A 26,126-nucleotide genomic window follows, 5' to 3' on the forward strand; every position below is an offset into this window, starting at 1 on the left:
GCCCCGCGCCGGCCGCGGAGGTCCGCACGGCGGCGGTCGCGTCCGCGCCCGCAGCCCCGGTCCCCGCGCCCACGGCCTCCACCGCGGTCGTGGCGGCTTCCGCGCCCGTCTCCACGCCCGCGATCGCGCCCACGCGCGTCGCCGCCCCCGCCCCGACGGTCGCCGCACCCGAGCCTATCCGGATGGCGGCGGTGGCGCCCGCGACAGACGCCGAGGTCGTCGCCGCCGCGAACGCCTATTTCAACGGGATCGACGCCCTCACCGGCCGCTTCACCCAGGTGGGCAGCGACGGGAGCTCCCTGTCGGGCGTGCTCTACGTCGACCGGCCGGGCAAGCTACGCTTCCAGTACGACGCGCCGGCCACGATCGACGTCGTCGCCGACGGGCGCTCCGTGGTGGTGCGCGACCGGCAGCTCGGCACGCAGGACATGTACCCGATCTCGCAGACGCCGCTGAAGTTCCTGCTGGGCGACCGCATCCGGCTCGGCCAGGACATCGAGGTGATCGGGGTCGAGCGCGCCGGTGACGAGGTCGACGTGCTGCTGCGCGACCGCTCCACCTTCGCCGGCACCTCGGAGATCCGCCTCACCTTCGACGCGGGGCTCGAGCGGCTGAAGGAATGGCGCATCGTCGATGCGCAGGGCTTCGAGACGCGGGTGACGCTGTCGGGCATCGAGCGCCACGCGCGACTCGATCAGGGGCTCTTCCAGATCAGCTACGAGCGCTTCCACCGCGACGACACGTATTGAGCCCACGCCGCGACTTCGGCGCGACGCATTGACAGCCCGCATTCAAACTGCGCATCGTCGAACCCATCGCAGGGGTCGAGGAATGCGCCATGAATCGTTGCGTCAGACAGTGCCTCCTGCGGCGGCTCCCCTGGTGGATCGGAATCTCGGCGCTGACGTTCTGGGCCGGATCGTTCTACGGATGGGTCGGCCTCCTCGTGGCGGCCGGCCTCTCCGCGGCGGTGGCAGTGACCTTCGTAGCCCAGTGCCGGCGGCAGTGCCGGGGACGATGAGGCCGCCGCTGGCGTCGTGGCGCTGGCGTTGCTAAGCCGGTCGCATCCGTCCGCCGCCCGCGAGCCCGCCCGATGCCCCCTGCCCCGCCGCCGTCCTCGCCCTTCGGCGCGCTCATCGCGCTGGCGGCGGCGAGCTTCTACGGCTCGAACATCGTGATCGCCCGGCTCGCGGCGGATGCGGGCATCAGCGGCGTGTCGCTCGTGTTCTGGCGAACCCTCGTGGTGGTCGTCGGCGTCGTCGCGCTGGCGGTCCTGACGCGGCGCTCGATCGGCGTCGGGCGCGAGCGCCTCGGGCTGATGACGACGCTCGTCGTCTCGAGCATCGCCATCGCGGTCTGCTACATCTCGGCGATCGCCTTCGTGCCCGTCACCGTCGCGGCGGTGATCTTCTACACGTTCCCGGTCCTGATTGTGCTCGCGAGCCCGCTCGTCGAGGGACGCCGGCTCGGTGCGCCACTCCTGGGTGTGGCGCTCGTCGCCTTCGGCGGCGTCGCCTGCGTCGTGGGGCCGGTCTTCGCCGGGATCGACTGGCGCGGGGTGGCGCTCGCCGGCGTCGCCAGCGTGGGGGCGGCGACGCAGTTCTTCGCCGGGGTGAGGGCACGCGACATCCCGCTCGCGACGAAGGTGTTCTGGATGAACACCCTGACGCTGCCCGCGAGCCTCGTCATCGCGCTCTCCTTCGGGGTGATGAACCCGCCCGGGGAGCTGATGCTCGCCCCGGTCGTCGTCGGGCTCGCGGTCGTCACCTTCGTCTTCGCCTTCACGCTGCAATTCGTCGCGCTCGGCCGCGCCGGCGCGGTGGCGACCGGCCTGTCCTTCTGCATCGAGCCCGTGGTCGCGGCCTTCGGTGCGGCGCTGCTCGTGGGCGAGCGCCTCTCGGGCGTGCAGATCCTCGGCGTCGCGCTCGTCGTCGCGGCGATCGCCGGCAACGTCCTCATGGAGAGCCGCCGCGCGGCGGCTCAGCGCGCGAAGGCGAGCGCGAGCAGGCCGCCGGCGAGCGCGTAGGCGAGGCAGGCGCCGGCCGTGAGGCGCATCGCCGCTCCCTCGCGCCCGGCGAGGCCGACCGTTGCGCCGCCGGCGATGATGTTGTGCGGGCACACGATGTTGCCCACCGCCGCGCCGAAACTCTGCGCCGCGAGGAGCGGCACCGCGTCGAGCGACAGCGCCCGGGCGGTCGCCGCCTGGAACTCGCTGAGCAGGATGTTCGAGGCCGTCGCCGAGCCGGTGACGAAGGTGCCGAGCACGCCGACCGCCGGCGCCGCGACCGGCCAGAGCGGCCCGATCCCCGCCGCCGCGTCGGCGAGCGCCCCGATCATCCCCGCATGGACCATGATCCGCGAGATCGCGAGCATGGCGAGGAGCGCGAGCACCACCGGGACCAGCCGGCGCGCGGCCGCAGCCATCGCCACGAGAAGATAGCGCGCACCGCCGCCCTGGGCGACGACCCCGGCGAGGAAGCCCAGCATCAGCAGCGTGCCGGGATGGTAGAGCGGCTCGAAGCGCCCGGAGAAGCCGCCGTCCAGCGTCCAGGCGACGGCGACGGAGCGCAGCGCCTCCTGCAGCGGCGGGAGGAGGCGCGTCGCGAGGATGAGCGCGAGCAGCACGGCATAGGGCAGCGCGGCGCGGGCGACGGCACGCGCGTCGAGCGCCTCGGCCGAGGCGGCCGCGCGCGGCGCGATCCGGCGTGCGAGCGGCACGAACAGCACGAGCCCCACGAGCGCGCCGCCCAGCGTCGGCACTTCCGGGCCGACGACGATCGCCAGCGCGAGCGAGGGGCCGAAGAAGCAGGCGCCGGCGAGGAGCGCGAGCGCCCAGTCGACGCGGCGCAGGGGACCCTCGGCGGCGAGCCGCAGCACGAAGACGACGAGGACGATGCCGGCGATCGCGTGCATGAGCGCGGTACGCGCTGCGATCGCGCCGGCGCCGACGCCGGTGATCTCCGCCTGGGCGATGACCGGCGTTCCCACCGCGCCGAAGCTCACCCCCGCGGCGTGCCCGATCAGCGCGAGCGCGACCGCCTTCAACGGCGAGAAGCCCAGCGAGACGAGCAGCGGCGCGGCGAGCGCCACCGGCGTGCCGAAGCCCGCCGCCCCCTCCATGAACAGCGCGAAGAAGAAGGCGACGACGAGCGCCAGAGTGCGCGAGTCGTCGGACACCCGCGCGAGCGCGCCGCGGATCGCGACGAAGGCGCCGGCCCGCTCCTGCGCCTCGTAGAGGCACAGGGCCGGGAAGATGATCCACAGGATGGTCGCCGCCGTGAAGCCGGCCTCGAGCACCGAGAAGCCGACGGCGCGGGTCGGCCCGAGCGTCGGCAGCACGCGCTCGCCGAAGCCGAAGACGAGGAGCGCCACGCCGAGCGCGAGCACGAGGCCGACCGCTCCCGCCCGCACCGCGGACCAGTGCAGGCCCAGCATCAGCGCGAGGATGGCCGCGAGCGGCAGCCCGGCCGCGAGCGCCTGCATGCCCCCTCCCTCAGCGCGCCGCGTCGACGCCGTCGAGCGGCACGGGCGCGGGCTCGGCCGCGGCGGTCGCGACGGGCGTCGCCGGCTGCACGATCGGCGGCTCGTCGCGCCGCCCCGGGGTCATGAGGATGCGCCCGGGCGTCATCGCCCCGCCCGAGACGATGAAGGACATCGCGTCGTTCGCCGACCAGTCGAGGAAGACGAGCCGCTTCGTCGGCACGAGCTCCACGTAGCCGGAGGTCGGGTTGGGCGTGGTCGGCACGTAGACGGCGGCGATCTCCTCGCCGGTGTCGTCGGCGGTGAAGGTGGCGGTGACGAAGCCGAGCGCGCGCATGTCGCGCGAGGGGAACTCGATGAGCACGACGCGCTGGCCCGACGCGTTGCCCGCCTGGAGCGAGTTGAGCAGCGTGCGGGTGGCGGAGTAGATGGTCTTCACCAGCGGCACGTAGTCGATGATCCGGTCGACCATCCGCAGGATGCGCCGCCCGATCACGGCGTTGGCCGCCGCGCCGATGACGTAGAGGCCGGCCAGCACCACGAGGAGCGCGAGGGCGGACTGGAACCAGCCCTGCGCCAGCAGGTCCGCCAGCACGGCGTAGTCCGAGCGCACGTTCCGCGCGAAGGTGAGAACGAACGGCCGGCCCGTGGCCACCAGGATGTCGATGATGAAGGTGACCGCGATGAAGGTCACCCACAGGGGGATGACCACGAAGAGCCCGGAGATGAGGTTGCGCCTGAGGCGGAGGTGGGATTGCGAGCTCATCGATCGACGTGGTGGTGGAGGCGGGCCCAGTCCCCCGGCGGAGGCCGCGACAGGCTACACGGGCCGGGCCGGGCACGCGACCCCGTCGAAAGCGTGAGCCGGAGGCAGGCCGTCCACGCAACGTCCGTGCCGAAACGCGCGAAGGCCGGGACGAGCCCGGCCTTCGGAGGGGTGCTGTGGCGAGAGGCGCTCACTGCGCGGCGGCGGCGTCCGTCTCGGCGCCCGGCTCGGCGGCGGCGGCTTCCGGCAGCGGGGGCGGGTTCTCGGTGATCGAGGCGAGGTAGGTGATGATGTCGGCGCGCTCCTGGCCGGAGCGGATGCCGGCGAAGGCCATCGACGTGCCCGGCAGGTACTGCCGGGGGTTCGCCAGGAAGCCGTAGAGCTCGTCGTAGCCCCAGACCTCGCCGGCGGCGCCGCGCTCGGCCAGAGCGCCCGAGTATCCGAAATTGTCGAGGTGGGCCTTCGGGCCGCCGACCACGTCGTACAGGTTCGGGCCGACGCCGTTGGCGCCGCCCTGGTCGAAGCTGTGGCACGATGCGCACTTGCGCACGGCCGCCTCGCCGCGGCCCACGTCCGCGCTCGCGAGCAGGACCGGCAGCGGCTCCTCGGCGGGGGCCGCCTCGGCGACCTCGGTCTCCACGCCCTCGGGCATCGGCAGCGCGTAGCCCGCGACGCCGGCGGGCTCCGGCGTGAAGAGCATGTCCGACAGGACGCTCATGCCGACCACGAACAAGAGCACGCCCAGCACGGCGCCGAAGATCTTGTTGAGCTCGAACGAGTTCATGCGAAACTCCAAGCCGCCGGGAAGGCGGACGCTTTACGGTGTCACGGACGCGCGGCGCGCGGCGGGACGCGCGCTCGGGGCGGCGGTTGCTTAGCCTCATTCCAAGGCGACGACAATGAAAAACGGCGGGTCGCGACGTCGCAGACGCGTCCGCATCCGGACGGGCCCGCGGTGACAAGCCGGGCGCGGGTTGCTAAAGCCTCTGCGCCCGCAGTCGGGCAGCGCAGCAGATCCCGGCCGAAGATCGCATGTCGGACCCCCTCGTCCTCATTCCCGCCCGCATGGCCGCCACGCGCCTGCCGGGCAAGCCGCTCGCGCCGATCGCCGGCGTGCCCATGATCGTGCACGTCTGGCGACGCGCCGTGGAGGCCGGGATCGGCCCCGTCGCCGTCGCGACCGATTCGCCCGAGATCGCCGCCGCGGTCGAGGCCGCCGGCGGCGTCGCGGTGATGACGCGCGCCGACCACCAGTCAGGCTCCGACCGCATCCGCGAGGCCGCGCGGACGCTCGACCCGGAGGGGCGCCACGACGTCGTCGTGAACGTGCAGGGCGACTTCCCGACGATCGACCCGCGCGCCATCGCGGCCGCGATCCTGCCGCTCGCCGATCCCGCGGTCGCCATCGGCACGCTCGCGGGCGTGATCACCCGCGACGACGAGCGGGACGACCCGAACGTCGTCAAGATCATCGCCAGCACGATCGCGACGGGGCGCATGCGCGCGCTGGCCTTCACCCGCGCCACCGCGCCGTGGGGCGACGGGCCGCTCTACCACCACGTCGGGCTCTACGCCTATCGCCGGCGCGCGCTCGAGCGCTTCGTGGCGCTGCCGCCCTCCCCGCTCGAGGTGCGCGAGCGGCTCGAGCAGATGCGCGCTCTCGAGGACGGCATGCGCATCGACGTGACCATCATCGAGGACGTGCCCTTCGGCGTCGATACGCCGGAGACGCTGGCGCGGGCCCGCGCCGCGCTGGGCGGCTGAGCCACACGGAAGAGACGAGTGCGATGACGAAGACCATCTCCTACCAGGGCGAGCCCGGCGCCAACTCCCACATCGCCTGCCGCGAGGTCTATCCGGACTGGACTCCCAAGCCCTGCCCCACCTTCGAGGACGCCTTCGCGGCGGTGACGGAGGGCGAGGCGCAGCTCGGCATGATCCCGATCGAGAACTCGGTCGCCGGGCGCGTGGCGGACATCCACCATCTCCTGCCCGAATCGGGGCTGCACATCGTCGGCGAGTTCTTCCTGCCGATCCATCACCAGCTGATGGCGCCCAAGGGCGCCACGCTCGCCACGATCAAGTCCGTGCAGAGCCACGTCCAGGCGCTCGGGCAGTGCCGGCGCACGCTGCGCAAGCTCGGCCTCGCCGCCATCGTCGGCGCGGACACGGCGGGCTCGGCGCGCCAGATCGCCGAGGCGAACGACCCCGCCCGCGCCGCGATCGCCTCGCGGCTCGCCGCCGAGGTCTACGGCCTCGACATCCTCGCCGAGGACGTGGAGGACGAGGCGCACAACACGACGCGCTTCATCATCCTCTCGCCCGAGCCGACCCGCATCGCGCCCGGCGGGGACTGCGTCACGAGCTTCGTCTTCCGCGTGCGCAACATCCCCTCGGCCCTCTACAAGGCGCTCGGCGGCTTCGCCACGAACGGCGTCAACATGACCAAGCTCGAGAGCTACATGATCGAGGGTCAGTTCACGGCGACACAGTTCTACGCCGAGGTCGACGGCCATCCCGACGAGCCGGGGCTGAAGCGCGCGCTCGAGGAGCTGGCCTTCTTCTCGCGCCAGCTCTCGGTGCTCGGCACCTACCCCGCCCACCCGTTCCGCGCGAACCTGCGCGACCGCGAGCCGGCGGAGTAGGGAGCGGGGGGGGCGCTCAGGCCGGGAGCGTACGCGTCCACTCCAGCGTGCGGTCGAGCGCGCGGCCGAGCTTGTCGAACAGCTCGTCGATCTCCGCCTCGGAGATGATGAGCGGCGGGCAGATCGCGAGGCGGTCGCCCATCAGGTTGCGCAGGATGAGCCCCTCCTCCTGGCAGAAACCGACGGCCTTCGCGGCCACCATCGCCTTCGGGTCGTACTGGCGCTTCGTCGCCCCGTCGGCGACGAGCTCGATGCCGGCGATGAGGCCGAGGCCCCGCGCCTCGCCCACCAGCGGATGGTCCTCGAGCATCGCCAGCCGGCGAAGGAAGTGCGGCTCCTTGGCGGCGACGCCCTCCACGATCTTGTCGCGCGCGTAGATCTCGAGCGTCTTGAGCGCGACGGCGCAGGTGGTCGGGTGGCCGGAATAGGTGAAGCCGTGGCCGAAGGTGCCGACCTCGCGCGAGCCCGCGAGCATGGCCTGGTACATCGGCTCGTCGATCATCACCGCCCCGAGCGGCATGTAGGCCGAGGTGATCGCCTTGGCCACCGAGATCGTGTTCGGCGTCATGCCCAGCCGCTCCGACCCGAACATGGTGCCCAGCCGCCCGAAGCCGCAGATCACCTCGTCGGCGATGAGCCGCACGTCGTACTTGGCCAGCACCGCGCCGATCGCCTCGAAGTAGCCCTTGGGCGGCACCAGCGCGCCGCCGGCGCCCATCACCGGCTCGGCGATGAAGGCGGCGACCGTGTCGGGGTCCTCGCGCAGGATCATCTCCTCGAGCTCGGCGGCGAGCCGGGCGGAGAACGCCTCCTCGGTCTCGCCCGCTTCCGCGTAGCGGTAGTGGTGCGGGCAGGAGGTGTGGAGGATGTTCTGGATCGGCAGGTCGAACAGCGCGTGGTTCGCCGGAAGCCCAGTGAGCGAGGCCGAGGCCACGGTGACGCCGTGGTAGCCCTTCACCCGGGCGATGATCTTCTTCTTCCTCGGCCGCCCGAGCGCGTTGTTCATGTACCAGGCGAGCTTCACCTGCGTGTCGTTCGCCTCCGACCCCGACGAGCAGAACGTCACCTTGGAGATCGGCACCGGCGCGATCTCCTTGAGCGCCTCCGCGAGCGCGATCGCGGGGTCGTGGCTGCGGCCCGAGAAGATGTGCTGGAAGGGCAGCTTCTCCATCTGCTCGCGCGCGGCCTCGACGAGCTCGCGGTTCGAGTAGCCGAGCGAGGTACACCACAGCCCGGCCATGCCCTCGAGATAGGGCTTGCCCCCCGTGTCGAAGACGTGGACGCCCTCGCCGCGCTCGATCACGAGCGGGCCCGCCTCGCGGAACTTGTCGAGATGGGTGTAGGGGTGGATCAGGGTTTCGACGTCGCGGGCGGCGAGGTTGGTGAGCACGGGGTGCCTCCGTCCGAATGCAGGATGCGAGCCTAGGCGCCCGCGGCGGCGGGGGAAAGCCCGCAGGAATCCGCAGGGTGCATGCGCAGGGCGCGGAACGACGCTGCGCCCGCGAGCGCGCATTCGCGAGCGGACGGTCTCCCGCGGGAGGCTGCGTATGTTCCCCCGCCGCGGGACGCGCTAGGGTGCGCCCGCCCGGAACGACGGCGGCGCATGCGGCGAGGAGAGACGCGTTGGAGGTATCGGGAGCCAAGCCGGGCGCGCAGGACGGCCGCTTCGTCACGGGATCGACCCTGCGCCACGTGGTCGTGATGACGGTGACCGGCGCGATCGGGCTCGTCGCGATCTTCCTCGTCGACCTCCTCTCGCTCCTCTACATCTCCTGGCTCGGCGTGAAGGCGGTCACCGCGGGCGTGGGCCTCGCCACGATCCTCCTGTTCTTCGTCACCTCGATCAACGTCGGCCTGATGATCGCGACCGCGGCGCTGGTCTCGCGCGCGCTCGGCGCCAGGGACCGGGAGGGCGCGCGCCGCCTCGCCGCCTCGACACTGACCTGGTCGGTCCTCGCCGCCACCGTCGCCACCGCGGCGATCTGGCCGCTGACGCCCGTCGTGATGACCTGGCTCGGGGCCACGGGGGAGGCGCACGAGGTCGCGACCCGCTTCGTGCAGATGGTGCTGCCGGCGAACATCGTGATGGCCTTCGGCATGGGCGCGTCCGGCGTGCTGCGGGCGGTCGGCGACGCGCGCCGGGCGATGTACGTGACGCTCTCGGGCGCGCTCGTCATCGCGGCGCTCGACCCGATCCTGATCTTCGGGCTCGGGCTCGGCTGGCAGGGGGCGGCGATCGGCATGATCGTCTCGCGCTTCATCTTCGCGCTCGTCGGCCTCCACGGCGTCGCGCGCGTGCACGGCCTCCTCGCCCGCCCGTCCTGGCCGGACCTGCGGCGCCACGCCGGGCCGATGGCGCACATCGCCGGGCCCGCCGTCCTCACCGCGATCGCGAGCCCCGTCGCCGCCGGCTTCGCGGCCTCGGTCATCGCGCGCTTCGGCGACGAGGCGATCGCCGGCAACGCCATCGTCGAGCGGCTCGTGCCGCTCGCCTTCGGCGGGCTGTTCGCGCTCTCGGGCGCCATCGGCCCCATCCTCGGCCAGAACTGGGGGGCGCTGCGCTACGACCGCATGCGCGCGATCCTGCGCGATTCGATGCTGGTCGCCGCCGTCTACGTCCTCGTCACCTGGGCGCTGCTCGTGCTGCTCCGCCACGAGATCGTGGCGCTGTTCGGCATCACCGGCGCGGCGGCGGAGCTCGTGGCGTTCTTCTGCCTGATCTCCGGACCGGTGTGGTTCTTCAACGGGCTGCTCTTCGTCGCCAACGCCTCGTTCAACAACCTCGGCTACCCGCTGTTCTCGACCGCCTTCAACTGGGGACGCGCGACTCTCGGTACGCTCCCCTTCGCGCTCGCCGGCGCGGCGCTCGCCGGGCCGGAGGGCGTGCTCGCCGGCGTCGGCATCGGCGCTATCGGCTTCGGCATCGCGGCGCTGGCGACGGCCTTCTGGACGGTGCGGACGCTGGAGCGGCGGGACGGGGCGCGGGACGAGGCGGCGGCGGGCGTCGAGACGCCCGTCGTGGGCGCACCGCACCTGCACGAGAACGTCGAAGCGGCCCATCGCTGAGGCGCACCCGCGTCTCTGGACCGCATTCCAGCTCATTCGAAAAGGTCGTGCGCCAGCCGACGCGCCTCCGCGCGCTCCGCGGCATCGAGCCGGCGCTCGATCGCCTCGCGGTGAGCGAGCGCGGTCTCGCGCAGCGCAATTTCCCCCGCCGGCAGGCGCGCCACGGCGACGTTGAGCCAGGCATGGGCGCGCACGGGGTCCTCCGGCACGCCACGCCCCTCGGCGTAGAGGAGGCCCAGGCGCAGCTGCGCCGCCGGATCGCGCGCCCCGGCGGCGCGGCGGTACCAGTGAGCCGCGTCGACGTCGCTCGCGGGCACGCCGTCGCCGGCGGCGTGGAGCTCGGCGAGCCGGGTCGCGGCCTCGGCGGCGCCGGCCGCGGCACCCGCCGCGAAGGCCCGTTCGTAGGCGTCGCGCGCCTCCCGCCAATCCTCGGCCGCGCCGGACCGGCGGGCCTCGGCCTCGATGAGCCGCGCCAGAGGCAGGAGCGCCGCCACCTCTCCCGCCTCCGCCGCCCGCGTGTAGAGCGCGCGGGCCCGCTCCCGGTCGCGCGTGACCCCGAGCCCGTCCGCGTAGAGACGCGCGAGACGCCGCATGGCCGGCCCGTCGCCTCCCTGCGAGAGCGGCGCGAGCGCCGCGGCAGCGTGCGCGTACGCGCCGGCATCGAAGGCCTCGTACGCCGCGAGGCGCGCATCCAGCCACGCCGCGGCGCGCCGCTGCTCCACGCGTTGGAGGACCAGGACGGCGACCACGAGCGCCACCAGCGCAGCGATGACGGCGACGACACGCCGGCGACTCGACTTCAACCGTGCCCCCCGCCCGATCCGAAATGGGTCGGTGACACGCGTAACAGGGTGCATGGTTGAATTCAACCCATCATAATTACTATCTGTGAGCGATCAGCGCATGCGGCCGGGGCGGCGCGCCCCCTCACGCGACGTGCGCCTCCTTCACGAAGGTCACGGGGATCGTCAGGTAGTGCACGCCGTTCGCCTCCTTCGCCGGGAAGCGCCCGGCGCGGATGTTGACCTGGATCGACGGCAAGAGCAGCGTCGGCGCCGCGAGCGTGGCGTCGCGGGCGGTGCGCATGGCGACGAACGCCTCCTCGCTCACGCCCTCGCGCACGTGCTTGTTGGCGCGCCGCTGCTCGGCGACCGTGGTCTCCCAGGCGTAATCGTCGCGGCCGGGTGCCTTGTAGTCGTGGCACATGAACAGCCGGGTCTGCGGCGGCAGCGCCAGCAGGCGCTGGATGGAGGTCCAGAGCTTCCTCGCGTCGCCGCCCGGGAAGTCCGCGCGCGCCGTGCCGAAATCCGGCATGAACAGCGTGTCGCCGACGAACACCGCGTCGCCGATGCGGATCGCGATGTCGGCGGGCGTGTGGCCGGGCACGTACAGCACCTCGGCCTCGAGTTCGCCGATGCGGAAGCGCTCGCCGTCCGCGAACAGGTGGTCGAAATCCGAGCCGTCGGTCTTCAGGTCGGTGGCGTTGAACACCGGGCGGAAGATGCGCTGCACCTCCTTGATGTGCTCGCCGATGCCGATCCGCGCGCCTGTCTTCGCCTTGATGTACGGCGCCCCCGAGAGGTGGTCGGCGTGCGCGTGGGTCTCCAGCGCCCAGACGATCTCGAGCCCGGCAGCCTCCGCCGCGGCGAGGATCGCCTCGACCGAATCGGTCGTGACCGTGCCGGCCTTGTGGTCGTAGTCGAGCACGGGATCGATGACGGCGGCCTTCTTCCCGACCGGGGCGGAGACGAGGTAGCTCACCGTGTTGGTCGGCTCGTCGAAGAAGGCGCGGATGACGGGTTCGGGCATGGCGGGTCTCCCCTCGTGGGCTCGGTTCCATCACGGTTATATGCAATATTTCTAATTTAGCAATGCCTTGTAAATTGGGCGCGGATGGTCTATCTCCCTCTCGGCGCGTCCCGGTCCGCCGTTGCGCCCGAGCGACGGCGTCGCCATCCTCCGGGGGGCGCGGCGCGCGGTGCGCGGCGCGCGAGACCACACGGGAGACGAAGCACCATGACCGCAGACATCCGCCACCTGACGCCCCAGATCTCCGTCGCCCCGCAGATCGCGATCGAGGACCTCGCCGGGCTCAAGGAGGCCGGCTTCCGTACCGTGATCAACAACCGGCCCGACGGAGAGAGCCCGGACCAGCCGTCGAGCGCGCGGATGGAGGCGGAGGCCCGCCGGCTCGGCCTCGACTACCGACACGTCCCGGTCGTCTCCGGCGCGATGACGATGGACGATGTCGCCGCCTTCGACGCCGCGCTCACCGAGGCGGACGCGCCGGTGCTCGCCTATTGCCGCTCGGGCACGCGCTCGGCGACCCTGTGGGCCTTCACCCAGGCCGGCGTGCGCGCGCCCGACGAGATCCTGTCGATCGCCCAGGGCGCCGGCTACGACCTATCGGGCCTGCGGCCCTATCTCGACAGAGGCTGAGCGGCGATGGACGCGACCCCACGGCCCACCGGCGGGTCCGCCGGGCGAACGGCCTCTTGCCCGAACCCCACGACCCCGCCATGTTGCGGACGTCTCATGGAGGGTGACACCGGGGTGGCGACGACGGACGATCTCAGCGCGCTCGCGCCGAAGGCGGAGGAGGTGGCGGAGCTGCTTTCCGCGCTCGCGCATTCGAAGCGGCTCATGGCCATGTGCCGCATGATGGACGAGGAGGTCTCGGTGGGCGTACTGGCGGAGGCCGTCGGGCTCGGCCAGTCGGCGCTCTCGCAGCATCTCTCCAAGCTGCGGGCGCTCGGCCTCGTCACGACGCGCCGCGACGGCCAGACGATCTACTATCGCCTCGCCTCGCCGGAGGCACGCGAGCTGATCGGCACGCTGTACCGGCTCTACTGCACCTGAGCCGGGCGGCTTTCACGTTGACGCCACGGGCGGGCGCGTGGATCGTGCGTGCCCTCGAGGCGGAGCCTCCGCCGCGAGAGGCCGCCCGACGCAGAGGCCGCCCGCCGGAGTGATCGAGACCATGCGCGACCGCACGAACACCCTCCTCGCCATCGCCGCGAGGGCGCCCGTCATCCCCGTCGTCACGATCGAGGATCCGGGCCTCGCCCCCGAGCTCGCCGCGACGCTGGTCGAGGCCGGCCTGCCGGTGGTCGAGGTGACGCTGCGCACGCCCCGCGCGCTGGACGCCATCCGCGCCATCGCGCGGCACGCGCCGGAGGCGGTCGTGCTCGCGGGCACGATCGTGACCCCGAGCCAGATCGGCGAGGCGATGGACGCCGGCGCCGCCGCGCTCGTCACCCCCGGCACGTCCCCGCGTCTCGCGGACGCGCTCGCGGCGGCGCCGATCCCCGCCATGCCGGGCTGCGCCACCGTGTCGGAGGCGATGGCGCTGCACGAGCGCGGGTTCGATCTCCTCAAGCTCTTCCCGGCCGCGGCCTCCGGCGGCCCGGCCTGGCTCAAGGGCATCGCGGGGCCGCTGCCGGCGCTGCGCTTCTGCCCGACGGGCGGCATCGACGCGCAGAGCGCACCGGCCTACCTCGCCTGCCCCAACGTCGCCTGCGTCGGCGGGACCTGGGTCACGCCGGCCGCGCTCGTCGAGGCCGGCGACCTCGCCGCGATCGGGCGGCTCGCCCGCGCGGCGGCGGGGCTCGCGCGCGGCTGAGATCGGCCGCGCCCCATCCGGAACGGCCGTGCCGGGCCTCGCGTTCGCTCGTCGAACCGAGAACGACGCACAGCCGAAAGGACGCGCCATGGACGCCCGCCGCATGCTCTCGACGCTCACGGACGCGCTCGGCCGCACCACGAGGCGCACGCTCGGCGGCGCGCAAGCCGGTGCACAGGCCCTGGCCGGCCGGAGCGAGGAGGCCGCGCCCGGCCCGCTGATCGACGTCTCGCGGGTGGACGCGGACGAGGCCCTCTTCCTCGTGCGCACCATGATCGCGGCGGCGTCCGCCGACGGCGTCGTCGACGCCTCCGAGCGCGCGCGTCTCCACACGGCGATGCGCGAGGCGGGCATCGACTCGGACGACCGCTCCTTCCTCGACGAGGAGATCGCCTGGCCGCGTGACATCGAGGAGATCGCCGACGCCGTCTCCACGCCCGAGCAGGCGGCGCGCACCTATGCCGCCGCGCGTCTCGTGATCGAGCCCGACACGATGCAGGAGCGTGCGTTCCTGCGGCTGCTCGCCGAGCGCATGGACCTGAAGCCGGACGAGGTCGCCGCGATCGAGGCGCGCGCCGGCGGTACCCCACCTGGGCGCCCGCTCACGGCATGACGCGCGTCGTGGCGATCATCTCGAGAGCCTGCGCCCCCGTCACCGGCACGCCGGTCGGCCAGGCGTCCCAACGCGCCTCGTAGGCGAGCGCCTCGCCGAGCAGGCGCTTGTACTCCCGGCGGGAGACCTCGCGGGCACCGAACTGGGCGAGGTGCTCGGTGACGAACTGCGTGTCGAGCAGCATGTAGCCGCCGCGCTTGAGGCGCGCCACGAGGTGGACGAGCGCCACCTTGGAGGCGTCGCGGGCCGTGTGGAACATGCTCTCGCCGAAGAACGCGGCGCCCAGGCTCACACCGTAGAGGCCGCCGACCAGCGTGCTCCCGTCCCAGACCTCGACCGTGTGGCAATAGCCGAGATCGAACAGGTCGCCGTAGATGCGCCGGATGCGCGTGTTGATCCAGGTCTTCTCGCGGTCCGGGCCGGGCGCGGCGCAGCCGTCGATGACGCCCTCGAAATCCGTGTCGATGCGCACCTCGAACCGGTCCGTGCGCACGGTGCGCGCCAGCCGCTTGCCGACATGGAAGCCGTCGAGCGGGATGACCCCGCGCTCGCGCGGCTCCACCCAGTAGATGCCCGGGTCCTCGGCGCTCTCCGCCATGGGGAAGATGCCCGCGGCGTAGGCCCGCAGGACGATCTCCGGCGTGATCTGGACGATGCCGCTGTGCATCCTGGTGTCCGCGCCTAGCCCCGGGTCACCGGGCCTCGTCCAGCCCCCCGGTCTTCAGGAATTGCTCGAGCCAGTGGATGTCGTAGAGCCCGTTCTGGATATCTTGGTTGCGAACCAGCGTCCTGAAAAGAGGCAGCGTGGTGTCGACGCCGTCCACGACGAACTCGTCCAGCGCACGACGAAGGCGCATCAGGCACTCGTTGCGCGTCCGGCCGTGCACGATGAGCTTGCCGACGAGGGAATCGTAGTGCGGCGGGATGCGGTAGCCCTGGTAGGCCGCCGAATCGACCCGAACGCCGAGGCCACCCGGCGGATGGAAGTAGGTGATCGTGCCCGGCGAGGGCCGGAAGGTCGAGGGATGCTCGGCGTTGATGCGGCATTCGACCGCATGTCCCTCGAAGCGCACGTCTTCCTGCCTCAGCGACAGCGAGCCGCCCGCCGCTATGCGGATCTGCTCGTTCACGAGGTCGATCCCGGTGATCATCTCCGTCACGGGATGCTCCACCTGGATGCGGGTGTTCATCTCGATGAAGTAGAATTCCCCGTTCTCGTACAGGAACTCCACCGTCCCGGCGCCCTCGTACCGGAGATCCTGCATCGCCTTGGCGACGATGCCGCCGATGCGCGCGCGCTCGCGGGCGTCGAGCGCCGGCGAGGGCCCCTCCTCCCAGACCTTCTGGTGGCGGCGCTGCAGCGAGCAGTCGCGCTCGCCGAGATGGATCGCGTTGCCGCGCCCGTCGCCGAGCACCTGGATCTCGATGTGGCGCGGCTTCTCGAGGTACTTCTCGATGTAGACCGCGTCGTCGCCGAAGGCGGCCTTGGCCTCGGTGCGAGCGGTGACGAAGGCGTGGACGAGCTCGCCCTCGTCGCGGGCCACCTTCATGCCGCGCCCGCCGCCGCCGGCGGCGGCCTTGATCAGGACGGGATAGCCGATCTCGGCGGCGACACGGCGCGCGGCGTCCTCGTCGTCGACGCCGCCCTCGGACCCCGGCACGCAGGGGATGCCGAGCCGCTTGGCGGTGCGCTTCGCCTCGATCTTGTCGCCCATGATGCGGATGTGCTCCGCCTTGGGGCCGATGAAGGCGATCTTGTGGTCCGCCAGCACCTCGGCGAAGCGGGCGTTCTCCGACAGGAAGCCGTAGCCGGGATGGATCGCGTCCGCGCCGGTGATCTCGCAGGCGGAGATCAGCGCGGGGATGTTGAGGTAGCTGTCGCGGGCCGGCGGCGGGCCGATGCAGACGCTCTCGTCGGCGAGGCGCACGTGCATGGCGTCGGTGTCGGCGGTGGAGTGCACCGCGACCGTCGCGATGCCGAGCTCCTTCGCGGCGCGCAGGATGCGCAGCGCGATCTCGCCCCGGTTCGCGATGAGGATCTTGTCGAACATGCGCTCCGCCGTCACTCGATGATCATCAGCGGCTCGCCGAACTCGACCGGCTGCCCGTCCTCGAAGAGGACCTCGGTGACGGTGCCGGAGCGCGGCGCGACGATGTCGTTGAAGGTCTTCATCGCCTCGATCAGCAGCACCCGCTGTCCGGCCTCGACCTGGGTGCCGACCTCGACGAAGGCCTTGGCGTCCGGCGAGGGCCGGCGGTAGGCGGTACCGACCATCGGCGAGGTGACGGCGCCGGGATGCTCGCGCGCCGACGGCTTCGCGGACGGCGCGGGCGGCGCCGCCATTGTGGCGGCCGGCGGGGGCGGCGCTGCGGTGGGCATCGCCGCGGGCGCATGATGATGGGGCGCGGCGACGCTCACCACCTGCGCGGGCTGGCGCGCGACGCGGATGCGCAGGTCGCCCTTCTCGACCTCGATCTCGGTCAGGTCCGTCTCGGAGATGAGCCCGGCGAGCTCGCGCACGAGCTCGGGATCGAAGGGGCTGTTCCTGGCCATGGGTGTCGTATGCTCCTGCTACTGTCTTGCGGGCGCGCTTTCGGCGCGGCGCATCGCGGAGAGGCACGCGTCGAAGCCGAGCGTGTAGCTCTCGGTCCCGAAGCCGGCGATCACGCCGAGGCAGACCGGCGCGATCAGAGAGCGATGGCGGAAGCTCTCGCGGGCGTGCACGTTCGAGAGATGCACCTCGACCACGCGCGCACCCGATCCGGCGATGGCGTCGCGCAGCGCGATGGAGGTGTGGGTGTAGGCGCCGGCGTTGAGGACGACGCCCGCACCCGCGAGCCCCGCCTCCTGCACCGCCGTCACGAGGGCGCCCTCCTCGTTCGACTGCATGAAGCCGAGCGCCACGCCCTCGGCATCCGCCCGCGCGCGCAGCGTCGCCTCGATGTCGGCGAGCGTCGCGCGACCGTACACGTCCGGCTCGCGCCGGCCGAGCAGGTTCAGGTTGGGGCCGTTGAGAACGTGGATCGCGATCATGCCTGGCGCCGAACGGGACGACGGGCGCGCGCGAGGGCGCGCACCCGACGCGCCCTCATAGCGGGAAGGCGCGTGCGACGGAAGGGGGAAGCGCTCCCCCGCGTCGCGGCCAGCCGCCGCCGCGGCCGCGCCTCAGCAGCTCACCGCCCCGCACGCGCGGGCATTCGCCACCGCGTCCGCCAGCCGCGCCTCGCCGATCGCGCCGACGAGGACGCCGTCGCCGACGACCCAGCCGGGCGTACCGGTGATGCCGACCGCGTTGGCGAGGTCGAGATTCGTGGTGATCACCTCGGCGACTCGAGGCCCGTTCAGCTCCGCCTGGATACGCTCGAGGTCGAGGCCCATCTCCTCGGCCACCTGCCGGGCGCGGGCGCCGTCCACCTGCCCACGGGTGGAGAGCAGCTCCATGTGGAAGCGCGCCGCCTGCTCGGGCGTCATCTGCGCGGCGGCGGCGACGCCGACCTGGGCCGCCTCCAGCGAGGGCGGGCCGAGGATCGGGAAGTCCTTGAGCACGACGCGCAGGTTCGCGTCCTTCTCGATCATCGCCATGACGTCGGCGAGCGCGCGACGGCACGGGCCGCAATTGTAGTCGAAGAACTCGACGAGGGTGACGTCGCCCTCCGGGTTGCCGATGACGACGTCGTGCGGCGCGCGGAAGATGTCGTCGCCGCGATCGGCGACGGCGGAGCGCTGGCGCTCCTCCTGCTCGGCGGCCTGGCGGCGCTCGAGCTCGGCGAAGACGTCGAGCATGACCTCGGGGTTCTCGAGCAGGTACTCGCGCACGATCGTGCCGATCGCCTCGCGCTCCCCCTCGGAGAAGGTCGCGTCCTGGGCGGTCGCGGGGGCGGAGGCCGGGGTCAGAGCGAGCCCGGCCGCGGCGACGAGCGCGAGGACGACGAGGCCGGCGAGCACGAGGCGACGCAGCGGCGAGGCGAGGAAGGAGGTCATGCGGTGTGCGTCCTCAAGTCTTCGAAGGCGGGTCAGCGGCGGTTCTCGGGCACGAACTCGTAGATGTCCTTGGCGCGGCGCCAGGGGGGCGAGCCCTCCACCAGGCTGCGCATGGCGCGGAAGGCCTGCGTCTGCCCGTTCACGACGTCGCCGGCGGCCATGTAGTACTCCGCCGTGGCGAGCTCCGCGAGACCGATCTGGCCGGTGCGGCCATAGGCCATCGCGAGATGCCGGTAGGGCTCGGGTGCGTCCGGCTCGGCGCGGGTGGCGCGCTCGAGCTGGCGCACGGCCTCCTCGAGGCTCGCGCCGTCCCCGCGGGCGATCAGCGCCTGGCCGTAGAGCACCCGGATCGTCGGCGCGCCGTCGGAGAGCTGGACCGCCCGGCGCAGCGACTCCGCCGCCTCCTGCGGGCGCGCGCTCTCGAGCAGAAGCTGGCCGCGCAGCTCCTGGAAGTACGCGTTGCCCGGCTCCTCGCGGATCAGGCTGTCGACGAGCTCGATCGCCTCCCGGGAGCGGCCGGTGCGGTGGTTCACCACCGCGCGGGCGTAGCGCGACGGGGCGGACGTGTCGTGGGGCGGGTAGCGCCGCAGCACGCTCTCCGGGTTCGCCACGAAGCCGAACAGCTTGGCGCGGGCGAGGTCGTGGCGCCGCTGCAGCGCCGGCGGGTCGCGCCGGTCGCGGTAGGGGCTCTGCGCCGCGAGCCGCTCGAGCTGGGATATGCGCTCGGCGGGCAGCGGATGGCTCATCAGGTACGGATCGACCGCGGCCGAGCGGAACAGGCCCGAATCGGCGAAGCGACGGAAGGTGGTGATCATCCCCACGGGTGACTGCCCAGTGGCCTCGAGGTAGCGCACGGCGGCGACGTCCGCCGCCTGCTCCTCCGAGCGCTGGTAGGAGAGCAGGTTGCGGCGCACCATCTCCTGCGAGCCCGAGAAGATGCCGGCCGCCCCGAGCCCGGGATTGCCGACGTTCGAGCCCCCCGAGACCGCGCCTGCCATCGCGCCGGCGCCGAGCATCATGCCGACGATCGAGAGGATCTGCGCGTTGGCGACCTCCTGGCGCAGCCGGGCCAGGTGGCCGCCGGCGATGTGACCGGTCTCGTGGGCGATGACACCGATGATCTCGTTGGGCGTCTCCGCCTGCATCAGGGCGCCGATGTTGATGAAGATCCGCCGCCCGTCTGCAACGAAGGCGTTGAAGCTCGTGTCGTTGATCAGCACGATCCGCGTCGCGTCGGCGCTGATGCCGGCCGCGCGGAAGATCGGGCGGGCGTAGTCGGCGAGCAGGCGCTCGATCTCCGCGTCCCGAACGATGGCGAGGCTGCGCCCCTGCGCCTGCGCCGGCGCGACGGGGGCGAGCACCGGCGGCAGCGCGAGCGCGCCCGCCAGCAGCCCGGCGAGAACGCCGCGGGCGGCGCGCGCGAGGCGCGGCCCGGAGGGAAGCGTGGCGAGGAGGCGCGGCAGGATCGTCATCGTCGTGCTACCCGATGTGCGTCCCCGAAGATCGGCGGCCGCCACTTGCGGCCTCGGGGAGCGTACGGGTACAGGCTAGCGCGGATCATGGTCAAATCACGGTTTCGTCGCCCGACCTCGCGAAATCGTCCCGCGCGCCCGCCGACGGGCCCCGCTCACGAACGGAGACGCCCGATGCACGACGGCCCGCTCGCCCAAGCCTCCCGGCAGCCGACCCGCCTCGAGCCCGCGATCGCCGCACGCGCCGAGGCGGTGGCCCCCTTCCTCGCGCTCGACGTGCTGGCGCAGGCCGCGGCGAAGGAGCGCGCGGGTGCCGACATCGTGCACATGGAGGTCGGCCAGCCCTCCGCCCCCGCGCCGCGGGCCGCGCGCGAGGCGGCGAAGGCGGCGATCGACGTGGGCCGCGTCGGCTACACCGAGGCGCTCGGCATCGCCCCCCTGCGCGCGCGCATCGCCCGGCACTACCGCGACACATACGGCGTCGACGTGCCGCCGGAGCGGATCGTGGTGACGACGGGATCCTCGGCCGGCTTCGTCCTCGCCTTCCTTGCGATGCTCGAGCCCGGCGACCGCGTCGCCATCACCGCGCCCGGCTACCCGGCCTACCGCAACACCCTCGTCGCGCTCGGCGCCGAGCCCGTCACGATCCCGCTCGCGCGGGCCACGGGCTGGGTGATGACCGGCGCCGCGCTCGCGGCCGCCCACGCCGAGCGCCCCCTCGCCGCCGCCCTCGCCATGAGCCCGGCCAACCCGTCGGGCACGATGATGGACGAAGCGACGCTGGCCGACGTCGCGCGGGTGTGCCGAGAGCGTGGGATGTGGCTCGTCTCCGACGAGATTTACCACGGCCTCACCTACGGCGCGCCCGCGCCGACGGCGCTGCGCTTCGATCCGGACGCGGTGATCGTCAACTCGTTCTCGAAGTACTATTGCATGACCGGCTGGCGGATCGGCTGGCTCGTCGTGCCCGAGCGCCTCGCCCGCGCCGTCGAGCGGCTGGCGCAGAGCCTCTACATCTGCGCGCCCTACCTCTCGCAGGTCGCGGCGCTCGCCGCCTTCGACGGGACCGAGGAGCTCGAGGCGGTGAAGGCCGGCTACGCCCGCACCCGCGCCATGCTGCTCGACGAGCTGCCCCGCATCGGCCTCGACGATCTCCACCCGGCGGACGGCGCCTTCTACGTCTACGCGGACGTCTCCCGCTTCACGAACGACTCGCTCGCCTTCTGCCGCCGTCTCCTCGACGAGGCCGGCGTCGCCGCGACGCCCGGTGTCGACTTCGACCCGCTCGAAGGCGAGCGCTGGCTGCGGCTGTCCTTCGCGGGCTCGTTCGAGGAATGCCGGGAGGGGGTGCGGCGGCTGGGCGGGTTTCTCGCGCGCGGGTGAGGGCGGCTCTTCGGCTCCGGCGCGTGACGTCGCGCAGGGAGCCTCCCGGCGCGCGGGGAGTTGACCCCGGGCGCGCGATCCCGCATGCGCTCTAGACGTTCCTCGCGCAGAGTCCCAGACCGATGTCCCTAGCCGAATCCGTCCGCAAGGTCTTCGTGCCGATCCACAAGGAAGGCTACCCGTTCATCGCCATCGCGGCGGTCGCATCGCTCGCGCTCGGCTTCCTGTGGGAGCCGCTGTTCTGGGTCGGCCTCCTGATCACCGCCTGGGTCTGCTACTTCTTCCGCGACCCGCCGCGCACCACCCCGGTGCGCGAGGGGCTCGTCATCTCGCCGGCGGACGGGCGCGTGAGCCTGATCACGACGGCGATCCCCCCGCACGATCTCGACCTGCCGCGCGAGCCGATGACGCGCATCTCGATCTTCATGAACGTGTTCAACTGCCACGTGAACCGGGCGCCGGTCTCGGGACGGATCGTGCAGCAGGTCTATTCCAAGGGCCTGTTCCTCAACGCCGAGCTCGACAAGGCGAGCGAGGACAACGAGCGCAACTCCCTCGTCATCGACGCGAACGGCACCGAGATCGCGGTCGTCCAGATCGCCGGGCTGGTGGCGCGCCGCATCGTCTCCTTCGTGCGCGAGGGCGAGGAGATCGAGGCGGGGGATCGCTTCGGGCTGATCCGCTTCGGCTCGCGGCTCGACGTCTACCTGCCGCTCTCCGCCCGGCCGCTCGTCGGCTTCGGGCAGAACGCCGTCGCCGGCGAGACGGTGCTCGCCGACCTGCGCTCGCAGGAACCGCCGCGGCGCTTCCGCGCCGGCTGAACCGCGGCCGCGCCGCAGCCGTTGCCCGACCATGAGTGATTTCTTCGCCCCCTTCGCCCCCGATCCGAACGAGCCGCGCCGGCGCCGCTTCAAGCCGGTTCCGTTCCGCGTCATCGCGCCCAACCTGATCACGCTGCTCGCGCTGTGCCTGGGGCTCACCGCGATCCGGCTCGGCTACGAGGGACGGCTCGAGCTCGCGGTCTACGCGATCCTCGTCGCCGCCGTGCTCGACGCGCTCGACGGGCGGGTGGCGCGGCTGCTCAAGGGGACGTCGCGCTTCGGGGCGGAGCTCGATTCGCTCTCGGACTTCGTCAATTTCGGCGTCGCGCCGTCGCTGATCCTGTTCGCCTTCACCCTCGACGACATGGGCGGCGTGGGCTGGGCGGCGGCGCTCGTCTTCGCCATCGCCTCGTGCCTGCGGCTGGCGCGCTTCAACGCGGCGCTCGACACGCCCCACAGGCCCGAGTGGCAGAAGAACTACTTCGTCGGCATCCCCGCCCCCGCCGGCGCGCTCGCCGCGCTGCTGCCGATCTATCTCTCCTTCCTCGGCGTCCCCGCCCAGAGCGAGGTCCTCGCGCCGTTCAACCTCGCCTATGTCGTGGCCATCGGCTTCCTGATGGTCTCGACCGTGCCGACCTATTCGGGCAAGACGCTGGGCAAGCAGGTCCCCCGCGAGCGCGTGCTGCCGCTCTTCGTCGGCGCGGTGGCGCTGGTGGCGCTCGTCGTCTCCTTCCCTTTCGCCATGCTGACGCTCGCCGTGATCGTCTACCTCGCGGCGCTCCCGGTGGGGATCCAGCGCTACCGCAAGCTCGCGCGGGCGCATGCCGCCGCGCATGCGGAGACGATCGCTGCGGCGCACGCCGGCGCCCCGCCGTCCGAGCGGACCGCGCCCCCAGAGGGGCCCGATCCCGCGCGCGACGCGCCGTGAGCCGTTCACAAGCACGCCCCGTGCGGCTAGGGTCCGCGCGGCCGGCAGGATCGCCGCGCCGAGGAGGATGAAGCCCCGTGTCCCTGTTCGGATCGCGCGAGAGCGAATGGCGCCCCAAGCTCGTGCTCGCCTCCGCCTCGCCGCGGCGTCTCCAGCTGCTCCAGCAGATCGGGCTCGACCCGGACGCGCTGCTCCCGGCGGACGTGGACGAGACGCCGCTCAAGCTCGAGAAGCCGCGCGACCTCGCCAAGCGCCTCGCCGCCGAGAAGGCGCGCGGCGCGCTGCGCGTCGCCCGCGCCGACGAGGCGCTGAAGGGCGCCTACCTCGTCTCGGCGGACACGGTGGTCGCGGTGGGGCGGCGCATCCTGCCCAAGGCCGAGATCGTCGACGAGGCGGCCGGCTGCCTGCGCCTGCTGTCGGGGCGCCAGCACCGGGTCTATACCGGCGTGTGCGTGGTCACCCCCAAGGACGGCTTCCGCGAGCGCGTCGTCGAGACGCGGGTGCGCTTCAAGCGCCTGTCGCAGGACGAGATCGACAGCTATCTCGCGTCCGGCGAATGGCGGGGCAAGGCCGGCGGCTACGCCATCCAGGGCCTCGCCGGCGCCTTCGTGACGAACCTCGTGGGGTCCTATCCCGCCGTGGTGGGGCTCCCCATCCACGAGACCGCGGCGCTGCTCGAGGGCGAGGGCTACCCCGTGCGGCTGTCCTGGCTGAACGCGGCCTGAGCCCGCACGAAGGAGGCGCCCTTGCCGGCGAGGAAGACGAAGGACGCGGACGATCTCGTCCCGATGGAGGGCGGCATCTGCCCGATCTGCGGCAACACGACGATCGTGCGCTACCGCCCGTTCTGCTCCAAGCGCTGCGCCGACGTCGACCTCCAGCGCTGGTTCACCGGCGCCTACGCCGTGCCGGTGGTGGAGGAGGACAAGTCGGCGGACGGGGAGGACGAGGAGGGGTGACGAGCCGCCGTCTCTCGATCTCGTTGACAATCTTTGCCAAGCAGTTGACCTTCACCACAGGAGGCGAGCCATGGCGACGATGAACGTGTCCCTGCCGGACGAGATGAAGGCTTGGGTCGAGGCGCAAGCCGAGACCGGCCGCTACGCGAACTCGAGCGACTACGTCCGCGACCTTATCCGCCGCGACCAGGAGCGACGCGAGAAGCTCGCCGCTTTCCAGGCGCTCGTCACCGAAGGGCTGGAGAGCGGCTTCGGGGACCGGTCGATCGACGACCTGATCGCGGACGCCTTGAAGTCTCCCTGAGGCGTGGCGGAGAGGAGTCTGGCCCCCGATGCCCTGGCGCCTCACGAAGAAGGCGGAGGATGATCTCGTCCGCGTCGTGCGGGAGAGCAGGACTCTCTTCGGCTCGCCACACGCGGAGGCCTATGCTCGAGGACTGCACAAGTCGTTCGACTTCCTCGCGGAGCACCCGAAGGCGGCCCGCGAGCGGGAGGATATCGTGCCGCCCGTGCGGGTCCACCCTTTCAGGTCGCACCTGATCGTCTACCGCATCCTCGAAGGCGGCGAAGTCGCGATCATCCGCATCCGGCATGCACGGGAAGACTGGATCATGGATCCGACTTGACCCCTCGCTCGCGCGTGCCGCTTCGGGCCCAGCCGAGCCGCTTGCATCCCCCCGCCGCCCGGTCCATATACGGGCTCGGGAGGTTGGCGAGGGACGTCTCACTCGCCAACCGGGTCAGGTCCGGAAGGAAGCAGCCCTAACGAGACCGAACGGGTTCTCGTCCAGCCTCCCACCCCATTCTCCCGCGCGGCCTCCACGCGTCTCGCGCTCAGTCCCCGCCGGGGCCGCGATGCCCGACGAGACGATGACCGGCGAGACGATGACCGACGAGACGCAGCCGCTCCCGCCCTCCGCCGACGAGCCGGCCTTCCCGGGCCTCGCTCCCGCACCGTCGGCGCCGGCCCCCGCCGCGCCCGCGCCCTACCGGGTGCTCGCCCGCAAGTACCGCCCGCGCTCCTTCGACGACCTGATCGGCCAGGACGCGATGGTGCGAACCCTCTCCAACGCCTTCGCCACCGGGCGCATCCCCCAGGCCTGGATGCTGACCGGCGTGCGCGGGGTGGGCAAGACCACGACGGCCCGCATCCTCGCCCGCGGCCTCAACTACGAGCGAGAGGACGGCTCGGGCGGCCCGACCATCGACCTCGCGGAGCCCGGGCGCCACTGCGAGGCGATCGTCGAGGGGCGTCACATCGACGTGCTCGAGATCGACGCGGCCTCCAACAACGGCGTCGAGAACATCCGCCAGATCTCGGACGCGGTGCGCTATTCGCCGGTGTCGGCCCGCTACAAGGTCTACATCGTCGACGAGGTGCACATGCTCTCGAACGCGGCCTTCAACGCGTTCCTGAAGACGCTGGAGGAGCCGCCGCCGCACGCGAAGTTCGTCTTCGCCACGACCGAGATCCACAAGGTCCCCGTCACCATCCTCTCGCGCTGCCAGCGCTTCGACCTCAAGCGCGTGCCCGGCGACCTGCTGGTCGCGCACCTCGCCAGGATCTGCGGGAAGGAGGGCGTCGAGGCGGCGCCCGAGGCGCTCACCGCCATCGCCCGCGCCGCCGAGGGGTCTGTGCGCGATTCGCTCTCGCTGCTCGATCAGGCGATCGCCCACGGTGCCGGGATGGTGTCCGCCGAGACCGTGCGCGACATGCTCGGCCTCGCCGACCGCGCGCGCATCATCGACCTGTTCGAGGCGGTGATGAAGGGCGACGTCGCAACGGCCTTCGCGGCGCTCAAGGAGCAGTACGACAGCGGCGCGGACCCCGCGATGGTGCTCCAGGAGCTCGCCGGCTTCACGCACCTGACGACGCGCATGAAGCTCGTTCCGGAGGCGGACCAGGACCCGACGCTCTCCCAGGAGGAGCGCACCCGCGCGGCGGACTACGCCCGCACGCTCCCGGTGCGTGTCCTGTCGCGGGCCTGGCAGATCCTGCTCAAGGCGATTCCCGAGGTGGCCCAGGCGCCGCGCCCGATGCCCGCCGCAGAGATGGCGCTCGTGCGCCTCGCCTACGCCGCCGACCTGCCGACGCCGGACGAGGCGCTGCGGATGCTCGAGCGCGGCTCGGGCGCCGTCGGCGGCGCACCGTCCCGGCCCCGGCCGGCCGAGAGCGGCGGCGCCGGCGCAGACGCGCACGCGGCCCACGAGACGCCCCGGGATATCCCCGCCGCCGCGGCGTCGGGGGGCGGGCGCGCCGCGCCGCTAGGGGGGGAGGTCCTGGACGAAGCCCGGCGGGCCGCCGGGGGGCGCCTCCACGACGAAGGGCGGCTCCTGCGGCGGGGAGCCGGCGCCGACGGCGACGAAGACGTCGCGCACGGGGTTGAGA

At 72.5% G+C, this 26,126-nt stretch carries 29 protein-coding genes and 1 other RNA gene; 18 read left to right on the plus strand and 12 right to left on the minus strand.

Annotated elements, in window-relative coordinates; genetic code table 11:
• Together ACTZWW_RS19115 and ACTZWW_RS19120 are read left to right on the plus strand one after the other, a co-directional pair.
• The coding region (locus ACTZWW_RS19115) for an outer-membrane lipoprotein carrier protein LolA (RefSeq protein ID WP_444782558.1) at positions 1-749 on the plus strand (749 nt) is incomplete at its 5' end.
• Between the two features lie 344 nt (positions 750-1,093).
• The gene (locus ACTZWW_RS19120) at positions 1,094-2,026 is read left to right on the plus strand and encodes a DMT family transporter (RefSeq protein WP_444782559.1); all 933 of its coding nucleotides are present in this window, start codon (positions 1,094-1,096) and stop codon (positions 2,024-2,026) included.
• Here ACTZWW_RS19120 and ACTZWW_RS19125 read toward each other — a convergent pair.
• The 3 genes from ACTZWW_RS19125 to ACTZWW_RS19135 form a co-directional block, all read right to left on the minus strand.
• Complete coding sequence (locus ACTZWW_RS19125) at positions 1,981-3,483, minus strand: L-lactate permease (RefSeq protein ID WP_444782560.1); 1,503 nt, start codon at positions 3,481-3,483, stop codon at positions 1,981-1,983. The two genes, ACTZWW_RS19120 and ACTZWW_RS19125, sit on opposite strands and share 46 nt — an antisense overlap.
• Before the next feature lie 10 nt (positions 3,484-3,493).
• Positions 3,494-4,246, minus strand: coding sequence for a DUF502 domain-containing protein (locus ACTZWW_RS19130; protein WP_444782561.1), 753 nt, complete (start codon positions 4,244-4,246; stop codon positions 3,494-3,496).
• Between the two features lie 190 nt (positions 4,247-4,436).
• A complete protein-coding gene (locus ACTZWW_RS19135) occupies positions 4,437-5,030 on the minus strand; it encodes a c-type cytochrome (RefSeq protein WP_444782562.1) in 594 nt (197 codons plus the stop codon).
• A 248-nt stretch (positions 5,031-5,278) separates the two neighbouring features.
• Between ACTZWW_RS19135 and ACTZWW_RS19140 the strand changes: the two genes are divergently transcribed.
• Both ACTZWW_RS19140 and ACTZWW_RS19145 read left to right on the plus strand, forming a co-directional pair.
• Positions 5,279-6,010, plus strand: a complete 732-nt coding sequence (locus ACTZWW_RS19140) for a 3-deoxy-manno-octulosonate cytidylyltransferase (protein ID WP_444782563.1) — start codon at positions 5,279-5,281, stop codon at positions 6,008-6,010.
• A gap of 23 nt (positions 6,011-6,033) precedes the next feature.
• Positions 6,034-6,891, plus strand: coding sequence for a prephenate dehydratase (locus ACTZWW_RS19145; protein ID WP_444782564.1), 858 nt, complete (start codon positions 6,034-6,036; stop codon positions 6,889-6,891).
• Between the two features lie 16 nt (positions 6,892-6,907).
• On the opposite strand, the gene ACTZWW_RS19150 is transcribed toward ACTZWW_RS19145, so the two are convergent.
• Positions 6,908-8,281, minus strand: coding sequence for an aminotransferase (locus ACTZWW_RS19150; RefSeq protein WP_444782565.1), 1,374 nt, complete (start codon positions 8,279-8,281; stop codon positions 6,908-6,910).
• 233 nt (positions 8,282-8,514) lie between these two features.
• Between ACTZWW_RS19150 and ACTZWW_RS19155 the strand changes: the two genes are divergently transcribed.
• On the plus strand, positions 8,515-9,957 hold the full coding sequence (locus ACTZWW_RS19155; RefSeq protein WP_444782566.1) for an MATE family efflux transporter: 1,443 nt from the start codon (positions 8,515-8,517) through the stop codon (positions 9,955-9,957).
• A gap of 32 nt (positions 9,958-9,989) precedes the next feature.
• Here ACTZWW_RS19155 and ACTZWW_RS19160 read toward each other — a convergent pair whose 3' ends face one another.
• Both ACTZWW_RS19160 and ACTZWW_RS19165 read right to left on the minus strand, forming a co-directional pair.
• A complete protein-coding gene (locus ACTZWW_RS19160; protein WP_444782567.1) occupies positions 9,990-10,760 on the minus strand; it encodes a tetratricopeptide repeat protein in 771 nt (256 codons plus the stop codon).
• A 124-nt stretch (positions 10,761-10,884) separates the two neighbouring features.
• The gene (locus ACTZWW_RS19165) at positions 10,885-11,766 is read right to left on the minus strand and encodes an MBL fold metallo-hydrolase (protein ID WP_444782568.1); all 882 of its coding nucleotides are present in this window, start codon (positions 11,764-11,766) and stop codon (positions 10,885-10,887) included.
• Between the two features lie 207 nt (positions 11,767-11,973).
• On the opposite strand from ACTZWW_RS19165, the gene ACTZWW_RS19170 reads away from it, so the two are divergent.
• The 4 genes from ACTZWW_RS19170 to ACTZWW_RS19185 all read left to right on the plus strand — a co-directional run bounded on the left by ACTZWW_RS19170 (position 11,974) and on the right by ACTZWW_RS19185 (position 14,192).
• Positions 11,974-12,396: a TIGR01244 family sulfur transferase gene (locus tag ACTZWW_RS19170; RefSeq protein ID WP_444782569.1), complete on the plus strand. Its 423-nt coding sequence runs from the start codon at positions 11,974-11,976 to the stop codon at positions 12,394-12,396.
• 96 nt (positions 12,397-12,492) lie between these two features.
• Positions 12,493-12,816 (plus strand): ArsR/SmtB family transcription factor, encoded by a 324-nt coding sequence (locus tag ACTZWW_RS19175; RefSeq protein WP_444782570.1) that lies wholly within the window; start codon positions 12,493-12,495, stop codon positions 12,814-12,816.
• Positions 12,817-12,937: 121 nt separating this feature from the next.
• Positions 12,938-13,579: a bifunctional 4-hydroxy-2-oxoglutarate aldolase/2-dehydro-3-deoxy-phosphogluconate aldolase gene (eda, locus tag ACTZWW_RS19180; protein ID WP_444782571.1), complete on the plus strand. Its 642-nt coding sequence runs from the start codon at positions 12,938-12,940 to the stop codon at positions 13,577-13,579.
• An 88-nt stretch (positions 13,580-13,667) separates the two neighbouring features.
• A complete protein-coding gene (locus tag ACTZWW_RS19185; RefSeq protein WP_444782572.1) occupies positions 13,668-14,192 on the plus strand; it encodes a tellurite resistance TerB family protein in 525 nt (174 codons plus the stop codon).
• Here ACTZWW_RS19185 and aat read toward each other — a convergent pair.
• The 6 genes from aat to ACTZWW_RS19215 all read right to left on the minus strand — a co-directional run bounded on the left by aat (position 14,182) and on the right by ACTZWW_RS19215 (position 19,646).
• Positions 14,182-14,859 carry a leucyl/phenylalanyl-tRNA--protein transferase gene (gene aat / locus ACTZWW_RS19190; RefSeq protein ID WP_444782573.1) on the minus strand — a complete coding sequence of 226 codons (678 nt, stop codon included), beginning with the start codon at positions 14,857-14,859 and terminating at the stop codon, positions 14,182-14,184. The genes ACTZWW_RS19185 and aat overlap by 11 nt on opposite strands.
• A gap of 25 nt (positions 14,860-14,884) precedes the next feature.
• Positions 14,885-16,243, minus strand: a complete 1,359-nt coding sequence (accC, locus tag ACTZWW_RS19195) for an acetyl-CoA carboxylase biotin carboxylase subunit (protein ID WP_444782574.1) — start codon at positions 16,241-16,243, stop codon at positions 14,885-14,887.
• An 11-nt stretch (positions 16,244-16,254) separates the two neighbouring features.
• The gene (gene accB, locus ACTZWW_RS19200; protein ID WP_444782575.1) at positions 16,255-16,746 is read right to left on the minus strand and encodes an acetyl-CoA carboxylase biotin carboxyl carrier protein; all 492 of its coding nucleotides are present in this window, start codon (positions 16,744-16,746) and stop codon (positions 16,255-16,257) included.
• A gap of 18 nt (positions 16,747-16,764) precedes the next feature.
• Complete coding sequence (aroQ, locus tag ACTZWW_RS19205) at positions 16,765-17,226, minus strand: type II 3-dehydroquinate dehydratase (protein ID WP_444782576.1); 462 nt, start codon at positions 17,224-17,226, stop codon at positions 16,765-16,767.
• A gap of 132 nt (positions 17,227-17,358) precedes the next feature.
• Positions 17,359-18,174 carry a DsbA family protein gene (locus ACTZWW_RS19210; RefSeq protein WP_444782577.1) on the minus strand — a complete coding sequence of 272 codons (816 nt, stop codon included), beginning with the start codon at positions 18,172-18,174 and terminating at the stop codon, positions 17,359-17,361.
• A 32-nt stretch (positions 18,175-18,206) separates the two neighbouring features.
• Positions 18,207-19,646 carry a M48 family metalloprotease gene (locus tag ACTZWW_RS19215; protein WP_444782578.1) on the minus strand — a complete coding sequence of 480 codons (1,440 nt, stop codon included), beginning with the start codon at positions 19,644-19,646 and terminating at the stop codon, positions 18,207-18,209.
• Positions 19,647-19,820: 174 nt separating this feature from the next.
• Here ACTZWW_RS19215 and ACTZWW_RS19220 point away from each other — a divergent pair, with 174 nt between their 5' ends.
• The 9 genes from ACTZWW_RS19220 to ACTZWW_RS19260 all read left to right on the plus strand — a co-directional run.
• Positions 19,821-21,029, plus strand: coding sequence for a pyridoxal phosphate-dependent aminotransferase (locus tag ACTZWW_RS19220; RefSeq protein ID WP_444782579.1), 1,209 nt, complete (start codon positions 19,821-19,823; stop codon positions 21,027-21,029).
• A gap of 122 nt (positions 21,030-21,151) precedes the next feature.
• On the plus strand, positions 21,152-21,850 hold the full coding sequence (locus ACTZWW_RS19225) for a phosphatidylserine decarboxylase (RefSeq protein WP_444782580.1): 699 nt from the start codon (positions 21,152-21,154) through the stop codon (positions 21,848-21,850).
• 31 nt (positions 21,851-21,881) lie between these two features.
• Positions 21,882-22,778: a CDP-diacylglycerol--serine O-phosphatidyltransferase gene (gene pssA, locus ACTZWW_RS19230; RefSeq protein WP_444782581.1), complete on the plus strand. Its 897-nt coding sequence runs from the start codon at positions 21,882-21,884 to the stop codon at positions 22,776-22,778.
• 77 nt (positions 22,779-22,855) lie between these two features.
• Complete coding sequence (locus tag ACTZWW_RS19235) at positions 22,856-23,503, plus strand: Maf-like protein (RefSeq protein WP_444782582.1); 648 nt, start codon at positions 22,856-22,858, stop codon at positions 23,501-23,503.
• Positions 23,504-23,566: 63 nt separating this feature from the next.
• Positions 23,567-23,737 carry a DNA gyrase inhibitor YacG gene (locus tag ACTZWW_RS19240; protein WP_444782585.1) on the plus strand — a complete coding sequence of 57 codons (171 nt, stop codon included), beginning with the start codon at positions 23,567-23,569 and terminating at the stop codon, positions 23,735-23,737.
• 70 nt (positions 23,738-23,807) lie between these two features.
• Complete coding sequence (locus tag ACTZWW_RS19245; protein WP_444782583.1) at positions 23,808-24,041, plus strand: type II toxin-antitoxin system ParD family antitoxin; 234 nt, start codon at positions 23,808-23,810, stop codon at positions 24,039-24,041.
• 28 nt (positions 24,042-24,069) lie between these two features.
• Positions 24,070-24,363, plus strand: a complete 294-nt coding sequence (locus ACTZWW_RS19250) for a type II toxin-antitoxin system RelE/ParE family toxin (protein WP_444782584.1) — start codon at positions 24,070-24,072, stop codon at positions 24,361-24,363.
• Between the two features lie 77 nt (positions 24,364-24,440).
• Positions 24,441-24,537: signal recognition particle sRNA small type (gene ffs / locus ACTZWW_RS19255), an RNA gene on the plus strand.
• A gap of 85 nt (positions 24,538-24,622) precedes the next feature.
• A partial coding sequence (locus ACTZWW_RS19260) for a DNA polymerase III subunit gamma/tau (protein ID WP_444782586.1) occupies positions 24,623-26,126 on the plus strand: 1,504 nt, incomplete at its 3' end.

The organism is Salinarimonas sp. NSM (assembly GCF_052380005.1).
Taxonomy (GTDB): Bacteria; Pseudomonadota; Alphaproteobacteria; order Rhizobiales; family Beijerinckiaceae; genus Salinarimonas.